The sequence below is a fragment of the Acinetobacter sp. V104_13 genome (assembly GCF_031798995.1).
GTDB lineage: Bacteria > Pseudomonadota > Gammaproteobacteria > Pseudomonadales > Moraxellaceae > Acinetobacter > Acinetobacter pittii.
The window spans coordinates 319,512-339,727 of the sequence record NZ_JAVQNP010000025.1; the positions used below are offsets into that span (position 1 = coordinate 319,512).

The window sequence follows — 20,216 nt, forward strand, 5'->3', positions numbered from 1 at the left end:
AAAGGTAAAAACTGCTTAACAGGGCTGTACCTAAAACTCTTTGAGTGGATATGTAAGATTGCATCTAAGCTTGCTTGATCGTTAATTGAACGATATTGCTTGCAAGGGCATCGTAGAAAAAAAATTATGATTTGAACGTGGCATTGAACGAGAAAGTTTTTGTCTCTAAAGTCATAACTATGAAAAATTAAGATATTTAAATAAAAAATATTTATATATATCATGACATTGTATTGTTTTGGTGTTGCCGAAATTTACCATACATTTAACATGAAACATCTATTATTTAGTAAAATAAAATTAGATTTCTATATTAAATAACTGATTTTTATTAATAAATTTCAAACATTATTTTAAATACTAAGCTTTTGAAATAGAGGTATTTTTGTCTATAAATTATAATTTCAATAAATTTTATCCATTAAATCTCAAAAGAGCCAACTCTAACCGTAATGCTCGCAGAAGAAGTGCCAACACAGATTATGGCAAGAGCTATTCAGATTAAATGATTTAAGTCTCAGAGAAAGAAAATTAAATATTAAATAGTTTTCAGTTTAAATTTTTATGAGATCAGGCACATATAATTTATAAAAAAAGGGAGAATTTATATTCTCCCTTTTTAATTATGAAACAGTCACAGCTTTTTCTTCTATTTTTTTCTTAACAATCGCATAGCTTATCCCTGTAACAATACTACCAGCAGCAATTGCACCAAGATATAACCAAGCATGATTAATCGCATTGGGAATTAAAAGAACAAATACACCGCCGTGAGGAGTAACCAACTCACAATGGAATAAGGCAACGAGTGCTCCAGTCACAGCTCCACCTAAAATGCAGGTTGGAATAACACGCATTGGGTCTTTAGCTGCAAAAGGAATAGCACCTTCAGAAATAAAACATAAACCTAATACGAAAGCTGCTTTTCCAGCATCTTTCTCTCCTGTACTAAATTTATTTTTAGCAATGAAAGTCGCAATAGCCATACCAATAGCAGGAACCATGCCGCCAGCCATTGTAGCTGCCATAGGCATATACGTGTTTGTTGTCAGCAGTCCAACAGTAAAAGCGTAGGCTGCTTTATTGATTGGTCCACCTAAATCAATACACATCATGCTTGCTAATATAATTCCCATTAACACGGCATTTGTTGTACCCATGTTATTTAAGAAATCTTTCATTAGCTCAAAAATATGTGCTACTGGCTGTCCAACCACATAAAACATAATTAGACCAACAAATAATGTGCCTAATAACGGAATAATTAGAATGGGTTTAAGTGCTTCTAAACTAGTTGGAAGTTTAAGTTTTTTAGCGATAAATAGTGCGATATAGCCTGCAAGAAAACCTGAGACAATACCTCCTAAAAAACCTGCTTGTAACTGAGAAGCAAGTAAGCCGCCAATTAAACCAGGTGCGAGGCCAGGGCGATCAGCAATCGAGTAGGCGATATAACCAGATAACATTGGAACCATAAGCATAAATGCAGCGGCACCAATTTGTTTTAATATAGCCGGTAAGCTGCCTGCTTGTTCAGCTGCATTAAGGCCAAAGCATAAAGACAGAGCAATTAAAAGACCTCCCGCCACCACCATAGGTAACATATAAGAGACACCCGTTAAGAGATGTTTATATACGCCAACTTTTTCGGTTTTATCTTTGTTTTCTGCAGAAGTTTGTTGCTTACCTTGTTCTAAAACTTGCGCATTGCTGATTGCCTCAGCAAAAGCTTTATCTGTTTGCTTTAGAGCAAAACCTGTACTACATCTATAAACACGTTTACCTACAAAACGGTCTGTATTAACTTCAATGTCAGTCGCAAGAATGACGATGTCCGCATCAGCAATAGCTTGAGGTGATAAGATATTTTTTGCGCCAACGGAACCTTGAGTTTCTACTTCAATCTCATAACCGAGCTTTTCTGCGCCTTGCTGTAAAGCTTCGGCTGCCATAAAAGTATGCGCGACACCCGTAGGACACGCAGTGATCGCAACAAATTTTTTAGCTGTAGTTGCTGATAAGCTATTATCATTTTGCCAGTCTTGAGCAGATTTAAAATGATCTAAAGCAGTTTGAAGAGCTGAATCAGTATCACTTTTGATCTCTTCAATGTTAATGAAAGATAAAGGGTGTGTACCAAAAATATTAAGATTTTTCGGGCGTTGTCCAACAACGATAACTTGGTCAAAGCTTTCATTCACCTCGAATTCATCAAGCGAAATAATGCTGTTTTGATAACCCTGTTGAGACGCGACTTGTGCAAGTTTACGAGCTAAAATCAAAGCATTGACTTGCTGTTGCGGACTATTAATAACAAATAATAAACGTTTAGTAGTTGGCATCAGATTCACTCAATGAATTGATTATAGTTTGGGCTTTTAATTGGTTTAGCTTTTCAGTATTAGGAATACGAAAGCCTATTTGTGTTACAGCGTGGCTTGCAATTGCGGTAGCAGTTTTTAATGTTTCTTCGGCAGAGAAGCCACCCAATAAGCCATGAATCATCCCTGCTAAAAGAGAGTCACCCGCACCAACTGTACTTTTAACTATCACTTTAGGTGCTGTGGCATGAAGTGGGTGAGTGTCATTTAACCAGTTTACACCGTCTTCACCCATCGAAATAACCACATGTTCAATTTTAGCTAAGTTTGCAAAAAGTTTTTTTTGTTCAGCATAGGTTGTAGCAGGAAGCTGATAACTTTCTACTAACTCATCTGTATTTGGTTTAATCATCCAAGGTTGACATTCAATTGCAGCAACCAACGCTTTACCACTTGTATCAAGTGCAACATTTTTACCTTGCTCTTGAATAAGTTTAATAAGTTGTTGTAACTCATCAGCACTAAAACCTTGTGGTAGGCTTCCAGCAATAGCAACCACATCTACCTGAGGCAAAATCATCTCGATTTTTTGAAAGAGGTTTTTCTTATCTAGTTCAGATATGAAAAAACCTTTTCCATTCAAATCAGTCATACGTCCCGAATGTTCAGCAATTTTTATATTTTGGCGAGTTTCACCTTCAATATAAATAAATTCAGGTTGAAATTGAGCTTCTTTAAAATGGTCATCGAAAATCTGTCTGTTTGTTGCTCCTAGAAAACCAGAAACAACAACCTCATGCCCCAAATCTTTTAAAACTTGTGCAATATTTAAACCTTTGCCTGCCGCATGTATTTCTACAGATTCTTGGCGGTTTACTTGACCTATCTGTAACTCTTTGAGTTGTATAGTCACATCAATTGCAGGATTTAAAGTAATTGTTAAAACTTTAGCCATTACCATTCCTAATCTTTACATTTCTTGTTCGGATAACTGACGTACAGCAGTAGCGCTATCACATTCAAGTGCACGCTTTGCAAGCACTTGAGCTTGACTGTAGTTAAGTGTACGAATTTGGGCTTTAACCAAAGGAATACTATTCGGTGACATACTAAGCTCATCCACTCCTAAGCCCATCAGAATAGGTACAGCTTTTGGATCGGCTGCGAGTTCACCACATACACCAACCCATTTTCCATATTTATGTGCAGCTTTTACAGTTTGATCAATCAATTGCAAAATACTTGGGTGGAGGCCATCTGCTTCAGCCGAGAGGATAGGGTGACCACGGTCAATAGCTAAAGTATATTGAGTTAAGTCATTTGTTCCGATACTGAAAAAGTCCACTTCTTTCGCGAGAATAGGTGCAAGTAAAGCAGCAGAAGGAACTTCAATCATGATACCAACTTGTAAGTTGGTGCATGGATGTACAGCTTTAACTTCATCAAGAATAGTTTTTGCAGCACGCCATTCTTCCACACGGCCAATCATTGGAAACATGATTCTTAGAGGGCGGTCATCTGCAGCTTTAAGCAAAGCAATAAGTTGTTGACGCAACAATTCAGGCTGTCTTAGCGTTAAACGGATACCTCTTAGACCTAAAAATGGATTTTCTTCTTCAGCAATTGGAAGGTAAGGAAGCGGTTTGTCACCACCTACATCTAGCGTACGTACTACGAGAGGGCGGCCCGCTAGAGCATCTAAAACAATACGATAATCTGCTTCTTGGGTAGCTTCACTCGGAGCGCTACTATGCGCCATAAAAACAAGCTCAGTCCTGAGTAGGCCAATTGCTTCAGCGCCATATTCAACCGCATGGGCTGTTGCTTGAACTTTTCCTAAATTGGCAGCAATTTCGATTTGATGTTGATCTAGAGTAATCGCAGGTTCTTGGCTGTGACGTTCAGCTTCTTCACGAATTTTTTTCTGAAGGTCTCGTTCTTGTTTTGCTTGTTCGATTTGTTGAGCATTAGGATTTAAGATAAAAGCTCCGGTGTCTCCATTAATTAAAAGAGAACTTTTTTGCTCAATATCTAGTACTTGATCACCAGCGCCAACAATTGCAGGGATACCTAGAGCACGAGCAACAATAGCACTATGAGCGCTTGCACCACCTACGGCGGTCAAAATACCTGCTACACGATCTTTATTAAGGCGGGCTACATCACTTGGTCCCACGTCATACATGATCAATATATAAGGTTCTTTAGGTTCTTCGATGATGACCTCACCGCAGAGTTGAGCCAAAACGCGATCACCAATATCACGTAAGTCTGTAGCACGCTCAGCTAATAATCGATCTGGTAAAGCTGCTTGCTCTTTGGCTGCTGCTTCAATATGCTCATGCCAGGCAGCAGGAGCAGAAAGATTTAGGTTAATCTTTTGATAAACACCATTAATAAGATCTGGGTCATCAAGCATTTCCAAATGTGCTTGGAAGATTTGCTTAATTTCAGCCACTTCAGATTTTGCAATAACTTGGTGAATATTGTTTTTAACTGCGTGAAGTGCAATATCAAGTTTTTCTTTTTCTGCTTTGACACTTAAGCCCATGCGTTCATATTGGTAAACCTTAGGTTTAATTACATGTACAGGGCCAAAAGCTAAACCGCTTGAAGCAGCAATTCCTGTATTTGTGCTAAGTGGTTTTGAATGGCTTGGGATTTCACTAGATTGCTCTACTTTGATGTCTGAAGATTTTATAGGTTCAACTTCTTCACCTAAGCCTTGTTGTACTGCCAGAATAACTTTATCTAAAGCTTCAACTGCATCCGTTTCTGGTTCAGCAATGAAACGTAAAGTTTGGCCGCGTTTACAACCTAAAGCTAAGAGACGTGTCAAACTTTTAGCTGAAACAAAATTGCCTTCATCTACTGCGACTTGGATATCACCTTGAAAACTTTTTGTTAGGTTTACTAAATGAGTTGCTGGTCGAGCATGTAATCCATGTGCATTAGCGAGTACAACAGAACGGTGGGGCCAATCGGGAATAACATCTGCACCAATGATTTTAGCAATTTCATTTGGTGCTTGTGTTTGGTCTAATTGTGCAACTTGCTCTGGATTAAACAGAATATCAATCAGTCGATTAAATCTCTGGCTATCTAATTGTTCATTGGCAGCTATACAAACTAGCGTATTTAACTTTTTTTCACCTAGCTCTAAAGCATGGCGAGGCTTTACGATACTGATTGCTGGTTGTTGAACAAACTTACTACTTGAAATAGACCAGATTTGATCTTGTAGTTGAATAACTTGATCAGGGTCAAGTGAACTTAGAAAGCCGCACTTTACGAAATTGTGCTTTTTTAGAATCTGAGATGCTGACCAAAATAAATCTTCAATATCTTGAGATTCAATTTCAGTTTGAATTAAATTCTCATGCAAAGTTAAAGATAATGGTTGAGCTTGTAAGATTTCAATAATTTGTTCAGGTTGTTTAGCATTTTTTACCTGTTCACTTACATCATGCATTAAAGCTCGAGTTAATATTTGTAGAACTTGTAAATGTTCATCAGATTTTGCTGCAATAACAACAGCTAAATAAATTCTGTTTTCACCATCCCATATAATTCCTTCTGGAAAGTGAGCTAAACGGATACCTGTTTCTAGAATAAATTCGCGAGATTGGGCTGTACCGTGGGGAATAGCAATGCCTTGACCTAAATAGGTGGCACTTTGTTGTTCGCGATTAATGAGTCCTGTAATGTAGTCAGGTGTAACTAACCCATCTTTTACCAATATATCTACTAGACACTGTAATGCATGCTTTTTATCAACAGCATGTTGATTCATATGAATATGTCGAGGCTCTAGTGCTAGCATACTTATCCTTGAACAATTTCTTTGGTTTAGCTAAACAGAAAAAAAGAAGCTGTTAATATTAAAAAAAGGTTAGTTTAACCGTTTTTAAACAACAGCTTCGTATAAATAACGATAGCAGAACTTTAAAGCTATATCGACGTATTTACGTAAATAATGCTTGTTTTTAATACAAAGGAATAGGTGATTAATATATTTTGTTTTCTTATGATAATTATTAGGTTAATAAACTAACTTTATAAAAGAAGTGGGTATTAATATTAAAAAAAACCTCTATACCGGATTACGGGTATAGAGGCAAAAGTAAAAGATCAATAGATTAGTGTTGGATTTCCTGTTCTAAAAGTGACCATAAGTTTTGATGTGATTTTTTAAACATTAGCATGTGCCCAATTGATTTATGCCCAAGTTTCATGGGATTTAGCTCTAGCATTTTTGTGGGCGCATTAGGATAAAGTTTTAATAAATCTTCAACGTTACGCTCGGTTGCAATTTCATCGTCACTTGCCCAAATTGAAGTAATAGGGCAGATAATTTCACTATGAAAATCATGATGGACTGTTTTACCTATAGCATTTTTCACATAGCCAGGATGGCTGCAAAATTCTCGCCACTGTTGGGCGACTTTTTTAGGTAAGTTTTCTCCCATTCCAATAAATTGAGTAGCACCATAACCTTTAAAAGCACTAGAAATTGGAAAGATGACATTGAACATTACCGGTGCTAAAAACTTGGTTTTACCTTTAAGACCTTTTACATGGCCAGTGGAACCTGCGACCGCGATAACTTTTGCTACTTTATGAAAATTAGGAACAATTCCTAATAGCTGCCCACCAGCACTATGGCCAAGAAGGGTAACTTGTTCTGCTTTAGTTTTTTCTAATAACGTATCAATTGCACAAGGAATATCGAGAACTCCCCAATCATTAATACTTGCTGTACTTTGCTTCAAAGACCCGTGTAAAGAGCCTCCAATTCCACGGAAATCAAAGCTTAATACGTCATATCCTTGTTCGCTTAACCATGTAGCAAAAGAATGATAGAAGTTTTTAGTAATACCTGTTGCTGGACAGATCAATACGGGATTTGCTGATTTTGGGGATTGAGCTGGATAAAAATGTGCAGCAAGTTGATAACCATCTTTACAGGTCATCCAAAATGATTCAAAAGTGTTATCCATAATATTTCGTAGTGATTGGTTTATTGATATCTTTAATTTACACGAGTTCCGAAATGAAACTTGGTTAAAATGTGACTATAAAGTCAATATTTATGTTATATAGCTCATTAAATTTGAATAAAACAAATAATTGGAAAAAAGATGGATTTACCAAAAGCTGTACAGCTCGCAATTGTGTTTAGTGGCATATTTTTATGGATAGGAATGTTAACTGGGGTATGGAAATATTGGCAAATACGCCATTCAGAATTAAGTCGTGCTCATTATTATGTGGATATCGCGCATCGAAGTAGTTTGTTATATGCAGCTGCTAGCTTAATTCTAGCTGTATTAAGTTATTTTACTGTTTTAAATGAAAATATTACTTTATGGTGTGTGTTCGCAAATATTCTATTTTTTAGTTTTTCAATTCTGGTTTATATCATACATGGCTATTTACAGGACACAACAAATCAATTCAAACGTCCTCACAAGCTAGGTCGTTTTAGCTTACCTTCATGGATGATGACTTTAATGATGGTGGGATTAATTTTGACTGAATTAGTAGCTACAGCTATTTTAGTTATCGGAACAATTTTTTTATTTTTGGATGTATAAAAATGGATGATTGCTCATCCATTTTTTAAGTATTCGAGTTTTGTTGACTAAGACGTCTTTTAGCTAGTTTTCGCATCTTATGGTCGACAAAGGCCCACACACAAAATATGAAAGAAACAACCATCGCATACATAAAGTATTCGGGTTTCAGATTTCCTTTAATCATACCTTGAAACAGTAAAGTCAGCATAAGAGCAAGCGGTGTTACTCCATAAACAACTGAATCTTTGCTGTTCAGAGTGTTAATGAAGACTTGTTTGTTGAAATGTAATGATAACATCTCCATCCCTCCTTGTGGTTGCGCTAAAACCGAATGTTTTAGTCAAGAATAAGTTTAATGTTGTACTTCTATTTTTAATTCAATTCAATAGTGAATAGAAAATTTTTTGAACAGTTTTATAAAAAACTCTATGTTTATAAAAGGTTAAGGTATTAAAAAAGTAAATATTAAATATTTTTGTATAAAATACTTAAGGTTTTAGAAAAGAGAAAATATTTTAATGAAAAGTGTAATAATTTCTCTTTTCTATCATTTCAGGTTAGCTGTTTTGTTTTTTTAAAAATGTATCAATCGCATGTTGAGCAATTTCTGCATCTTCAAAAGATTGAACACCAGAAACGCCAATCGCCCCTAAAATTTGCCCGTCATAAATAATCGGTTTTCCACCTTCTAACATTCCTTGAGCACTAGGCATACTTAAAAAACCTAAGCGTCCACTTTGTAGAAGTTCTTCATAAAATTTTGAAGGTCTACCTGATATTGAAGAGCATTTTGCTTTTTCTAAGCATAAATGTGAGGATAAAGGTGAAGCACCATCTAAACGTTTCATCAACAGTAGAGAACTTGTTTCATCAACAATAGCGATACTGACTTTAAAGTTGTGTTCAATTGCATATTTTTGAGCTTCTTCCATTAAAAACTCTGCGTCTGCTTGTGTTAGGTAATATTTACTTTTCATTGTTGCTCTTCTTTCCTAGTAAGCTAAAAATTATTTTAGTGTAATTTTACAGTAAAAACTGATTATATCTATAGTTGATTTGTCATTGAAAGTAGTGTGGAAATAAAATGCCGGTTGGGTAAACTCAGCATTTTATTCAATATATAAAATCATGTTTGGGTAAAACTCGATTTCAAAAAAGACACTAGATTAAATGTTTTTAAATTTAACTTTGTCGATAATTACGGTAATTGCTAGAACAACTAAAGATGGGATCAACCAAGCTAAATTTTGTTCATTTAAAGGTAAATGTTGAAGAAATGCAGGTAAATAATCACCAAAACCAGCAACTTTAATACCGTCAATAATACCGAAAATTAAAGCAATACTTGTTACTGAACCGACAATAAAAGAGGGTTTGTGCCAAAATTTCCAAAAGAAGCTCAGCATAATTACAACAATGGCTGGTGGATAAATTGCACTTAAAACAGGTACTGATACAGCAATAAGTTTGGTTAATCCAAGATTAGAAATAATGAAAGAGAAACCAACTAAAATGAATACTAAAAGTTTGTAAGGCAATTTAGTTAACTGAGCAAAATACTCACCGCAAGCACAAGTTAAGCCAATCGCTGTCACCATACATGCTAGAAAAATTAGTCCAGTTAAGAATAATGAACCCATATTGCCAAAAGCATGTTGAACATACGCATGTAAAATTACTGCACCATTTGCTGCATTTGGTGCTACTTCATGACTACCTACACCTAATTTGAATAAGCTTAAATAGACTAAAGTAAGACCTGCACCAGAAATAAGACTGGCAATAATCGCATACTTAGTGACTAATTTTTTATCAGTAACACCACGCGAATAAATCGCTTGAATAATTACGATACCGAATACTAGTGCGCCTAAAGTATCCATAGTGAGATAACCATTTACGAAACCTTCCGAAACTGGAGATTCAACGTAATGGTTGATTGGAGCAGGGACGTAACCCGCTGGGATCATAACTGCTGCAATACCTAAAATTGCTAAAGCAATAATTTTTAGCGGAGCAAGCACATGACCAACAGTATCCAATAACTTGTTTGGATAAAGTGAAACTACAGTTACAAATGAAAAATAAATTGCGCTGTAAATTAAAAGGCTACTACTTGATGTTCCAAAATAAGATGAAAAACCAATTTCATAAGAAACAGTAGCTGTACGTGGGGTAGCAAATAAAGGGCCTACTGATAAATAACAAACAACAGTTAAAATCAGACTTGCTACTCGCCCGAGAGGAGAGCTAATAATTTCAATGGAACCCTGCATACGAGAGAGTGCCATGATGGTAATTACAGGTAGACCAACTGCAGTAATCAAAAAGCCTATAGCGGCTAGCCATACATGATCACCGGCTTGTTGAGCGACAATGGGAGGAAAGATAATATTGCCAGCTCCAATAAAAAGAGCAAAGGTCATAAAACCTAGGGCAATAATATCTCCAGTACGAAGATGTTGCATAAATTAAAATTAATAAAAAAAAAGGAATTTTAGAGCAAACGAGAGCATGATCAAGCGGTATTTTATGTGAAAAAGATTTTTTTCAGAGCATAAAAACCTTTAGTAGATATTAAAAATATCAATTGGTTAAGGTATGTGTTTGAAAAACCATTGAAAGAAATTAGGAAATCATTTTTTGTCTCTGACTTTTTAAAGAAACTATGCAAAAATAAAAGTATGAATTTCTATTATGAATGTTGAATATTTGGGCATTTAATGCTTCCAGCCTATCCTATATCCGTTCTAGAATATTCTAAATTAACTTACATTTTTGTAGGCGTGGTAAAAAGCAGTGTCTACGAGGATAAAACTGAATGAGAGCTTCTACTGTTACAATAAAAACTGAACAAGATCTGGAAAAGTTAAGAATTTCTGGACGCTTGGCTGCACAAGTTTTAGAAATGATAGGGGCATATATTAAACCGGGTGTATCTACGGAATATTTAGATAACCTGTGTAATGACTATATTGTAAATACTTTAAAAGTTATTCCTGCGAATGTGGGATATCATGGTTTTACTAAAACAATATGTACATCAGTAAATGAAGTAGTTTGCCATGGAATTCCGTCACCGAATAAGATTTTAAAAGATGGCGATATTATTAATATTGATGTCGCAATTATTAAAGATGGCTATTTTGGTGATACGAGCCGCATGTATTTTGTGGGTGATGTAAACCCGCAAGCAAAAAAACTGGTTGATACAACTTATGAAGCGATGGTTGCTGGGATTCATGCTGTTAAGCCAGGAGCTACACTAGGCGATATTGGTTATGCTATTCAGTCAGTTGCTCATCGAGAAGGGTATAGCATTGTTCGAGAATATTGTGGTCATGGGATTGGTAAGGTTTATCATGAACAACCTAATGTTTTACATTATGGACAGCGCGGCCAAGGCTTAGTATTAAAAAAAGGTATGGTCTTTACGATTGAACCGATGATTAATGCGGGTAGACCACAGGTTAAAGAATTAAATGACGGATGGACAGTTATTACTCAAGATCTTTCGTTATCTGCGCAATGGGAACATATGGTTGCTGTAACGGACACTGGCTTTGAACTCTTAACACCTTGGCCTGAAGGTGTAGGAAACTATCCTGTAATTTAAAAATAAAAAAAGTTCGATAATTATCGAACTTTTTTATTTTAATTCATTTTAATGCTCAGAAAGATGTTCTACCAAATAATCGATAAATACTCGTACAGCAGGTAGTAACCCTCGGCGTGATGGATATACGGCATGTAATATACCGTGAGGAGCTTTCCATTCTGGTAATATTTGCACAAGTTGTCCAGATTTTAGAAAATCTTCTGCTGCACTCTCTGGAAGCAAAGCGATACCACAGTTTTGACTCGCTAATTGCGCCAACATATGGATATTTGTACCCATTACGATAGGGCTGACTTTGATTTTCTTTTGCTGATTGTCTGGACCATGCAAAAGGAATTGTTGATCAAGATGCTCTTCTGACAAACTTAAAATGCGATGCTCACTAAGTTGTTCTGGATTTTTTATATCTCCAAATTCATTTAGATATGCTTGACTTGCAAATAGACTCTGTTCAATAAGTGCAAACTGTCTAAGAACTAAACTTGGATCATCATCTAGTTTTGAGCGAACACGTAAAGCAATATCAATTCCTTCATTAATGACATCTACTCGACGATTGCTGACCATAAGTTGCAAACGAATTTCTGGATATTTTTTTAAGAAAGCAGGCAAAATTTTAGGCAGTTGATTTTGAGCAATATCAACAGGAACACTAACCTTTACAACACCTCTAGGTTGAATGCTTAGATGATCAACCAAATCATGAGCAGCTTGTGCAGCATTCATCATGACTTGAGCATGTCTATAAATATCCATCCCAATATCTGTAACAGCAAAATGACGAGAGCTGCGTTGAATCAGGCGAACGCCTAAGTTTTCTTCTAGGCTATATACGCGACGACTTAGTTTTGATTTTGGTATATCCGTTACACGCTCAGCAGCACTAAAACCACCATGCTCAACGACGAGAGCAAAACAATAAAAATCATCAAGATCAGTGAGCATTAAAATATCCTATTTCTGCAACAACCATGATTTTACATTATTATTTTTGCAACGATAATTCTTAAACTAAATTTTTTGTAATTAAAACATATACTAAGATATTTCCTTTAACTGAGAATTTGAAATTATTTTGTCATTACAATGTAATTTTATTGTGTGTTTTTTGATGAGTGGTTCTAGTCTTTTCTAGAACTTTCAATTAATTTCTTTTACACTACAATTTTCTATTCTTTTCAAATCTAATGCACTATCAATTAATTGAACTTAACGATGCTTCTGCGAATATTGAATGTCCATTTTGCAAACAAGCAATAATTGACTGGGCGCAAGAACAATATATTCAGCCATGTGAACATACCTTATTTATTGCTATGGATTTGGGGTTTGAATTTATTGCTGATCGATTTGAAGAGTGTATGGATCAAAATGTGGATGAGTTGCACGAAGATCCGAATATGAATATTTTTGAAGCTCTCACGACAACAACTTATGAAAATCTAATTATTTTAAAATCTGATTTAGGTGTGGAAAATTTATTTCGCTATGTTGGGGTAAGTGATCGTTAAAATTGAGAGTATAAAAAAGCCAATCTATTGATTGGCTTTTTTATTATTTACGCTTCTGGCGCTGCGCTATATTGTTCAACTAATGGTTTTAATTCGCCATTTTGGAACATTTCGAGCATGATATCGCTACCGCCAATAAGTTCGCCATTTACCCAAAGTTGCGGGAATGTTGGCCAGTTCGCAATTTTTGGTAAGGTTGCACGAATATCAGGGTTTTCCAAAATATTTACATATGCAAATGGACGACCAATTTGACTGAGCGCCTCTACAGCACGTGCAGAGAAACCACATTGTGGAAACTGTGGAGTGCCTTTCATGTAAAGTAAAACGGGATGCTTCGCAATTTGATCGCGGATTAACGCTTCAGTATCACGTGCTTGTTCAGTCATAAAGAGATCCTCAACTAATCTAGCAGCATTATAGGGGGTGTTTACATTGCTTTGCAAACCACCTGATTACTTAAAGTTGCATTGAATATTCAATATTTTATTGTATAAACCGAAGCGATAGTAAAAAGCGGACGAAATTTTAGATAAATGAGTGATGAGACTTTTCATCAGAGCCAGTTTTTGCTTATATAAACCCTTCTTAAAACCTCATACAGACAGAGTTCGTTATGAATGATATTACCCTAGCTCCAATACAACCTGATCAACCATCACATTTAATGGCTACTTATGGTCGCCAAGCGATCAGTTTTGTACGAGGCCGAGGGGCATATCTATATACCGAAGATGGCACAGAGTATTTAGATGCTTTAACCGGTATTGCTGTATGTGGTTTAGGTCATGCGCATCCAGTCATTGCAGAAGCAATTGCTGAACAAGCTGCAACACTTGTGCATACGAGTAACTTATTTGAGATTCCTTGGCAAACGGCAGCTGCTCAGAAGCTTGCTGAAGTTTCAGGGATGGAAGAGATCTTCTTTTCAAACAGTGGTGCAGAGTCAAATGAAGGCGCCATTAAAATTGCTCGTAAATTTGGTACTCAACAAGGTGTAAGCTCACCAAAGATAATTGTGGCAGAGCAATCATTTCATGGTCGTACTTTAGCAACACTTTCAGCTACTGGTAATAAGAAAGTACAAGATGGTTTTGCTCCTTTAACCAATGATTTTATTCGTGTGCCATTTGGTGATATAGAAGCAATTCAAGAAGCTGCTTTGCAGCACCCAGATATTGTTGCGATTTTGATTGAACCTATTCAAGGTGAGGGTGGTATTAATACAGCACCTCAAGGCTTTAGCTATCTTGAAGAAGTCCGCACCATATGTAATCAACATAACTGGCTAATGATGTTAGATGAAATCCAAACAGGTAACGGCCGTACCGGTAAGTATTTTGCTTATCAGCATACAAACATTGTGCCGGATGTTCTTACCACTGCGAAAGGCCTTGGAAATGGCTTTCCAGTAGGTGCTGTAATGACACAAGGTAAAGCTGTTGGCTTATTAGGACCTGGTAGCCATGGGTCTACTTATGGTGGCACAGTGCTAGGTTCTCGTGTGGTTTATACAGTAATTGATACAATCCAAAAAGAGAATGCTGTAGAAAACGCGGCAGTTGTTGGTGGTTATATTGTTGATCAATTACGTGCGCAATTGGCACATAAAGATGTGCAAGTACGTGGCTTTGGTATGATGATTGGTATTCAATTGCCTAGAGACTGCGCTGAGCTCGTTGCAATAGCTCGAGATCAACATAAACTTATTATTAATGTTACAGCTGGTTCAGTAGTGCGTTTATTGCCACCAATTAACATGACTCAAACACAGGCTGATGACTTGCTAGAGCGTTTAGTTGCTTTAATTAATAACTATCTTTAAGTTTTTACATCAATAAAAAATGGGCATATAAATGCCCATTTTTTATATGAAATAATTAACCAGAGATGTACTGTTTTAATTGTTCAATGAGGTTTTTTTGATCTTCCATCGCAGCTTTTACTAAGTCGCCAATAGAAATAAATCCAACTAGTTTTTCATTGTCTAATACAGGTAAGTGGCGTAAGTGACGATCTGTCATAAGCTGTAAGCACTCTTCAACTGTATTGTTTAGGCTTACTGTAAGCACTTTAGATGTCATAATTTCAGCAACCGTAGTGCTATATGATGAACGTTCCATAAGCGTTACTTTTCGTGTGTAGTCACGTTCAGACAAAATTCCGACAACTTTTTCACCCTCAGCTACGACGAGCGCACCAATTCCTTTATCCGCCATAATCTTAATTGCTTCAAGGACAGTGGCTTCTGGAGAAATTGTAAAAATATCTTGCTCTGCTTTGTTCTTGATTACTTGTGCAACGATTGTCATTTCTTCTGTCCTGTGTTTTATCATTTTGTTTTAAATTAGCTTGATTTTATAAAAATGCAAAGACTGGATAGTCATTAAATACAAGTTTTACACTCAAGCGTTCAAAAAGCATTCTAATAGAGATTAAGAACCTAAAGAAAAGTTTACGCTCCTTGCCAATTCGGATGTTTGAAAAAGAAATGCTGCATTTGCTGTGTAGATAACTTTAATTTTCTATGAGATGAATTAAAAAGAGCAGGAGTAACGTTGAGTCGAGTTAATGTTGGTAGTAAAGACTCATGGAAATCTTTAGGTGTAATTCTTCTTGGTTTGTAATGTGGCCAATGCTCTTTTGCGTAGCGATGTGCCTGTAAGCCATTAAGCCAAAAAGGAAAAATAAAGTCTTCCTGATCTGATTTAATTGCCCATCCTTGATGAAATAATCCCCAAAGAACCCCGCAATACATCATGGTTCTTAAAATATAAATCTTAATCATCAAGTCTCTTGAAACCGGTTGTAGATTACTTAAACTTTTCATTTTGAATTTAAAGGTTCTAACTTGTCTTGCTTATTATAAAAAAATCAGATGACATTTCAGTTTAAACAGGTATCAAATCGTAAACAAATATTCCAGCTGTGAAATTCATATCCTTTACTTAAAGTGGCTAAAGTTTTAGATAAATTGCTAGTTTTACTTATTTACAGACGTAAAAAAACGCCACCTAGGTGACGTTTCTTTATGCTTGCATTGTGGCTAACTTTTGCCAATATTGTGCTTTAAGTGAGTCACGTTCAACACGGAAACCTTGATAATACAATTCTGCTAAAAACAGAGCAGCTTTACCGTGCCCAGCGCGAGCAACTTCTTCTAACTGTGCAACTGCATCCTGAAAATTCATTTGAGAGTGAATTGTGTTTACTGCAGTTGCGTACACATGTTCTAAATCATGATGAGAGATACGTTGAATCATAGAAAACTCCTTATTGTAATTATGATTACTTTTTCTAAAGGCCACTGCCTTTAAATTAATTTAACTTAGAATTATTAAACTAATATTACAAATTAATGGATTTGTCAACTATTGGTGCATACCAGTTAATTCACTATTAGGATACATGATTAAACATTATTCACAAATAATTTTGAGTAAAATCAATATGAGAATAAAAGACAAGGAGAATAAAATATGACAAATACTATCGATGGCTTTGTTTTTGATACTCCACCTAGAGAGGAACAAATCATAGAACTAGCCCATTATCATCGTAAACTATTAGATGAAGCGATCTTTCATCAAGAGATCCATTTAGGGGATTATTGTCTTGCTCAGCGCAAAAGGGTATTTGACTTTGCACGGCATTTGGAACCTGCACAAAAAAACTGGTTTTATCAAGTTTATGATGGTGAACTGAGAAAAATTGCTGACGAAGACGAACTGCATCCAGCCGATGCTGAAGAAGGTTTAAGTATTTTTGCGATGTTTTTAGTCTTGGTAATTATTGCAGCAATTTTATACTTTTCCGTCATTCGTTCACTAATAAGCTAAGTATTATTATCCAGTAAGGTACGATTCTTGGCCTTACTGGATGTTTGATCTTGTGCTTATGAGTATTGAACCCTACACTACACTAATTCGAGGTAGGTCATGCTCATATTCAAACAAAATTTTCTTAAATTAAAGTCTGAGTTAAAAGTTGATCAATGTTTTAACCTATTTGTGGTTATTGTCATTGGCTGTATTTTTGTGCTGTCATATTTAGCATTACTTCGGCCTATTAGTCCGGAACAATATCAACGAATTATACAACTCTCTCATCAGGCTACTTATCCTAAAACTCAGGATATGGCTGAGCTGCTAATAGCTCAATCAGAAATTCATAGAGCAGAGTATTTAAAGTTAATGCATGCATATCAATTTGAAGGTGCTCATATAAGACAATATCCAGCACTTGCTCAGGAAGATACTCAGTAAATAGGTTAATCAGGCTAATTCTTGGTTTCCAAAGCTTTTTGAGCACTATTGTGGCAGGCAAAATTTTGAATTTATGCTAAACTTTATCTTTTTAAACGCGCTGCTTTTCAAGGAATCCGCATGGAGCAACAATCGAATATGCAAAATAAATTCTTGATAGATGCTGAGATCGGTGATGACGATGTCACATTACCTAATTTACCTGCTATCGATGTTCCCATCGTTGAATCTCCTGCTAAATCACAAGAAAATATTGAAGTAGCCAAAGAAGAAGTAGCTTCTACAGAAACAGCGGCTGAACAACCAAAAACTGGTTTTTTTGGCCGGATGAAAGAAGGCTTAACTAAAACTCGTCGTAATTTCGCTGATGGTATGGTCAATATCTTGATTGGTGGAAAGGAAATTGACGATGAGTTACTTGAAGAAGTCGAAGAGCAATTATTGGTTGCAGATATTGGCGTTGAAGCAACTAAAACCATCATTACCAATTTAACAGAACGTACAGCTCGTGGTGATTTGATCTATTCCCACTCTTTATATAAAGCGTTACAAGAAGAGTTGGTTGCTTTGTTGGCTCCACGTGTTAAGCCATTGCATATTGACCCTAATAAATCACCGTATGTGATTTTGATGGTTGGGGTAAATGGAGTGGGTAAAACTACAACAATTGGTAAGTTGGCGAAACGTTTACAAGGTGAAGGTAAAAAAGTGATGTTGGCTGCTGGTGATACATTCCGCGCCGCAGCAACTGAGCAATTACAGATCTGGGGTGAACGTAATGATATCTCTGTAGTAGCGCAAGGTCATGGAGCTGATAGTGCTTCTGTTATTTTTGATGCCTTTGAAAGTGCTCGTGCTAAAGGAATTGACGTATTAATTGCGGATACGGCAGGTCGTTTACATAATAAGAGTAACTTGATGGAAGAACTCAAAAAAGTTAAACGTGTTATGCAGAAAATTGATGCAACTGCACCTCATGAAATTATGTTGGTGGTAGATGCAGGAACAGGTCAAAACGCGATTAACCAAGTACAAGAGTTTGATCAAGCTGTAGGTTTAACGGGTATTACCATTACCAAGTTGGATGGAACAGCTAAAGGTGGTGTACTCTTTAATATTGCAAGCCGTACCCATGTGCCAATTCGTTTTATTGGTGTAGGTGAAAAAATTGATGATTTAAGACCATTCTCGGCTAAATCTTTTGTTGCTGCGCTGTTTGAAACTGATAAGTAAATTGATTGGTAACCCTAAAAAGCTTCACTAAATCGTGAAGCTTTTTTTATATGTATATCTTTTATTATTGTTGCGAAAATAAAACGAACTGTCATATTTTTAATGCTGATTATGAAAAATGACTTTAATACACTGTACTCATTCCCAAACAACGACCCTTGGTCAAATCAATAGGTAGGAAATAACAAAATGTCTACTTTCTTAGATAAAATTAAAAACCGTCGTACAATTTATGCAATTGGTAAAAACGTTGCATTAGATCGCACTAAAATTGAAGAAACTATCCGTGAAGCAGTTAAACATAGTCCTTCAGCTTTTAACTCACAATCTTCACGTGTAGTGACACTATACGGTGAATCTCATGCTAAATTCTGGAATTTAGTTCGTGAAGCATTGCGCAAAATTGTTCCTGCAGAAGCTTTTGCTGGTACAAATGCAAAAATTGATAGCTTTGTAGCGGGTGTTGGCACGGTTTTATTTTATGAAGACCAAGCTGTTGTTAAAAGCTTACAAGAGCAATTCGAACTATATGCGGATAACTTCCCAGTATGGTCTGAACACTCAAGTGCAATTGCTCAATTTGCAACTTGGACTGCGCTTTCAGAGCTTGGTTTAGGTGCTTCTTTACAGCACTATAACCCAATTGTCGATGCAGACGCAGCTGAAGCATTTGATGTTCCTGCAACTTGGAAATTACGTGCTCAATTAGTATTTGGTTCGGTTGAGGCACCAGCAGGTGAAAAAGCATTTATTAATGATGCTGATCGTTTCAAAACTTTCAATTAATTTAATTGAAGTTAAAAAAGAGCACCTATTTTAGGTGCTTTTTATATATTTTTAGAATGAATAGGAAGAATATATAAAACGAAAATTTATGAAATTCAAATGCATATTTCAAAAAAATAAATCAAGAAATTAGTCGATAAATGCTTTGTCATAAAATAGTCACAATCATATTGCATATTGCTCATGATTTAATAGCTTATCAAACACAGAGAAAGAGACAGATGACTTTAAGATTAGGTGTTGCTGCAATTGGTTTATTACTCAGCGGTTCGGTATTTTCAGCAGTTACAATTACAGCACCAGAGGAAATTGTAATCCTTGCGGTGAATGGTCAGGAAGTCAACTCTGGGTTATTTCGTTCATCTAAAAATAATTATAAAGTCGATGCTGGTGAAACAAGCTTAAGTGTGCGCTATCAAGAATACTTTGAACATTTAAGCGGGGAGCATGACATTGTTAAATCTGGAGTAGTCACAATTCAAACTCCGGCTCTCAAAGATGGGCAAACTTATAAGCTCAGAATGGTAGATGCACCAAAGCAATTTGAACAAGCAAAGAAATATGCTGAGCAACCAACTGTGGCTTTGTATAGCGCAAATAATGAATTAATCGTACAACAAACTGGTGCAAACAATGAGGCAAAACCATGGTTTGCAACGGGCTTATTAGGAAAAGTCACTGACTTTACGACTAAATCATCTAAATCGCAGCCTGAGGCAGTTTATGCCTCTGCTAAACCTACTTCTGTTCAGGTGGCTGTACCAGCTCCAACATCTATGCCTGTAACAGGCGTAGCCCAAACGAATGATCAACGTTTAGTAGAAACTTGGCAAAAAGCTTCTAAAGCTGAGCGTCAAAAATTTATGGCGTGGTTAGCTGAACAATCAAATTAATTTATTGCT

The 20,216-nt window shown here is 36.1% G+C and carries 21 protein-coding genes; 9 read left to right on the forward strand and 12 right to left on the reverse strand.

All coding sequences use genetic code 11. From position 1 onward, the window contains the following. Positions 1-623: 623 nt before the first annotated feature. From RMB06_RS11075 to RMB06_RS11090, 4 genes are all read right to left on the reverse strand, one after another. Positions 624-2,342 carry a fructose-specific PTS transporter subunit EIIC gene (locus RMB06_RS11075; RefSeq protein WP_311079478.1) on the reverse strand — a complete coding sequence of 573 codons (1,719 nt, stop codon included), beginning with the start codon at positions 2,340-2,342 and terminating at the stop codon, positions 624-626. Next, positions 2,329-3,276 (reverse strand): 1-phosphofructokinase, encoded by a 948-nt coding sequence (gene pfkB, locus RMB06_RS11080; protein ID WP_130172499.1) that lies wholly within the window; start codon positions 3,274-3,276, stop codon positions 2,329-2,331. The genes RMB06_RS11075 and pfkB overlap by 14 nt, the downstream gene beginning before the upstream one ends. A 15-nt stretch (positions 3,277-3,291) precedes the next feature. Then, positions 3,292-6,144, reverse strand: coding sequence for a phosphoenolpyruvate--protein phosphotransferase (gene ptsP, locus RMB06_RS11085; RefSeq protein ID WP_130172500.1), 2,853 nt, complete (start codon positions 6,142-6,144; stop codon positions 3,292-3,294). 316 nt (positions 6,145-6,460) lie between these two features. Further along, positions 6,461-7,321 (reverse strand): alpha/beta fold hydrolase, encoded by an 861-nt coding sequence (locus tag RMB06_RS11090; RefSeq protein WP_005068960.1) that lies wholly within the window; start codon positions 7,319-7,321, stop codon positions 6,461-6,463. 141 nt (positions 7,322-7,462) lie between these two features. Between RMB06_RS11090 and RMB06_RS11095 the strand changes: the two genes are divergently transcribed. Next, the gene (locus RMB06_RS11095) at positions 7,463-7,918 is read left to right on the forward strand and encodes a hypothetical protein (protein WP_032003796.1); all 456 of its coding nucleotides are present in this window, start codon (positions 7,463-7,465) and stop codon (positions 7,916-7,918) included. 25 nt (positions 7,919-7,943) lie between these two features. Here RMB06_RS11095 and RMB06_RS11100 read toward each other — a convergent pair whose 3' ends face one another. From RMB06_RS11100 to brnQ, 3 genes are all read right to left on the reverse strand, one after another. Then, on the reverse strand, positions 7,944-8,198 hold the full coding sequence (locus RMB06_RS11100; RefSeq protein ID WP_005068965.1) for a hypothetical protein: 255 nt from the start codon (positions 8,196-8,198) through the stop codon (positions 7,944-7,946). Between the two features lie 259 nt (positions 8,199-8,457). Next, positions 8,458-8,877: a heme-binding protein gene (locus RMB06_RS11105; protein ID WP_014206963.1), complete on the reverse strand. Its 420-nt coding sequence runs from the start codon at positions 8,875-8,877 to the stop codon at positions 8,458-8,460. Between the two features lie 189 nt (positions 8,878-9,066). After that, the gene (gene brnQ / locus RMB06_RS11110) at positions 9,067-10,368 is read right to left on the reverse strand and encodes a branched-chain amino acid transport system II carrier protein (RefSeq protein ID WP_005073945.1); all 1,302 of its coding nucleotides are present in this window, start codon (positions 10,366-10,368) and stop codon (positions 9,067-9,069) included. 353 nt (positions 10,369-10,721) lie between these two features. Between brnQ and map the strand changes: the two genes are divergently transcribed. Beyond that, positions 10,722-11,516, forward strand: coding sequence for a type I methionyl aminopeptidase (map, locus tag RMB06_RS11115; RefSeq protein ID WP_002121088.1), 795 nt, complete (start codon positions 10,722-10,724; stop codon positions 11,514-11,516). Between the two features lie 48 nt (positions 11,517-11,564). Here map and RMB06_RS11120 read toward each other — a convergent pair whose 3' ends face one another. Further along, positions 11,565-12,464, reverse strand: coding sequence for a LysR family transcriptional regulator (locus RMB06_RS11120; RefSeq protein ID WP_002120927.1), 900 nt, complete (start codon positions 12,462-12,464; stop codon positions 11,565-11,567). A gap of 242 nt (positions 12,465-12,706) precedes the next feature. Here RMB06_RS11120 and RMB06_RS11125 point away from each other — a divergent pair, with 242 nt between their 5' ends. Then, the gene (locus tag RMB06_RS11125; RefSeq protein WP_002121003.1) at positions 12,707-13,030 is read left to right on the forward strand and encodes a hypothetical protein; all 324 of its coding nucleotides are present in this window, start codon (positions 12,707-12,709) and stop codon (positions 13,028-13,030) included. 47 nt (positions 13,031-13,077) lie between these two features. On the opposite strand, the gene grxD is transcribed toward RMB06_RS11125, so the two are convergent. Then, on the reverse strand, positions 13,078-13,419 hold the full coding sequence (gene grxD / locus RMB06_RS11130) for a Grx4 family monothiol glutaredoxin (RefSeq protein WP_002120913.1): 342 nt from the start codon (positions 13,417-13,419) through the stop codon (positions 13,078-13,080). Positions 13,420-13,646: 227 nt separating this feature from the next. Between grxD and RMB06_RS11135 the strand changes: the two genes are divergently transcribed. After that, positions 13,647-14,855 carry an aspartate aminotransferase family protein gene (locus RMB06_RS11135; RefSeq protein WP_167563441.1) on the forward strand — a complete coding sequence of 403 codons (1,209 nt, stop codon included), beginning with the start codon at positions 13,647-13,649 and terminating at the stop codon, positions 14,853-14,855. A 55-nt stretch (positions 14,856-14,910) separates the two neighbouring features. On the opposite strand, the gene RMB06_RS11140 is transcribed toward RMB06_RS11135, so the two are convergent. From RMB06_RS11140 to RMB06_RS11150, 3 genes are all read right to left on the reverse strand, one after another. Next, the gene (locus RMB06_RS11140; protein ID WP_002121094.1) at positions 14,911-15,342 is read right to left on the reverse strand and encodes a CBS domain-containing protein; all 432 of its coding nucleotides are present in this window, start codon (positions 15,340-15,342) and stop codon (positions 14,911-14,913) included. 143 nt (positions 15,343-15,485) lie between these two features. Beyond that, positions 15,486-15,860, reverse strand: a complete 375-nt coding sequence (locus tag RMB06_RS11145; protein WP_005802084.1) for a DUF2750 domain-containing protein — start codon at positions 15,858-15,860, stop codon at positions 15,486-15,488. A 199-nt stretch (positions 15,861-16,059) separates the two neighbouring features. Continuing rightward, positions 16,060-16,293, reverse strand: a complete 234-nt coding sequence (locus RMB06_RS11150) for a hypothetical protein (RefSeq protein ID WP_002121063.1) — start codon at positions 16,291-16,293, stop codon at positions 16,060-16,062. 216 nt (positions 16,294-16,509) lie between these two features. Here RMB06_RS11150 and RMB06_RS11155 point away from each other — a divergent pair, with 216 nt between their 5' ends. From RMB06_RS11155 to RMB06_RS11175, 5 genes are all read left to right on the forward strand, one after another. Continuing rightward, positions 16,510-16,869 (forward strand): hypothetical protein, encoded by a 360-nt coding sequence (locus tag RMB06_RS11155; RefSeq protein ID WP_002120892.1) that lies wholly within the window; start codon positions 16,510-16,512, stop codon positions 16,867-16,869. Positions 16,870-16,968: 99 nt separating this feature from the next. Continuing rightward, positions 16,969-17,295: a hypothetical protein gene (locus tag RMB06_RS11160; RefSeq protein ID WP_002120920.1), complete on the forward strand. Its 327-nt coding sequence runs from the start codon at positions 16,969-16,971 to the stop codon at positions 17,293-17,295. A 120-nt stretch (positions 17,296-17,415) separates the two neighbouring features. Then, positions 17,416-18,528 (forward strand): signal recognition particle-docking protein FtsY, encoded by a 1,113-nt coding sequence (gene ftsY, locus RMB06_RS11165; protein ID WP_005073955.1) that lies wholly within the window; start codon positions 17,416-17,418, stop codon positions 18,526-18,528. Between the two features lie 189 nt (positions 18,529-18,717). Then, positions 18,718-19,314: a nitroreductase family protein gene (locus RMB06_RS11170; protein WP_002121011.1), complete on the forward strand. Its 597-nt coding sequence runs from the start codon at positions 18,718-18,720 to the stop codon at positions 19,312-19,314. 221 nt (positions 19,315-19,535) lie between these two features. Next, positions 19,536-20,207 carry a DUF2057 domain-containing protein gene (locus RMB06_RS11175; protein ID WP_017480982.1) on the forward strand — a complete coding sequence of 224 codons (672 nt, stop codon included), beginning with the start codon at positions 19,536-19,538 and terminating at the stop codon, positions 20,205-20,207. Positions 20,208-20,216: the final 9 nt, after the last annotated feature.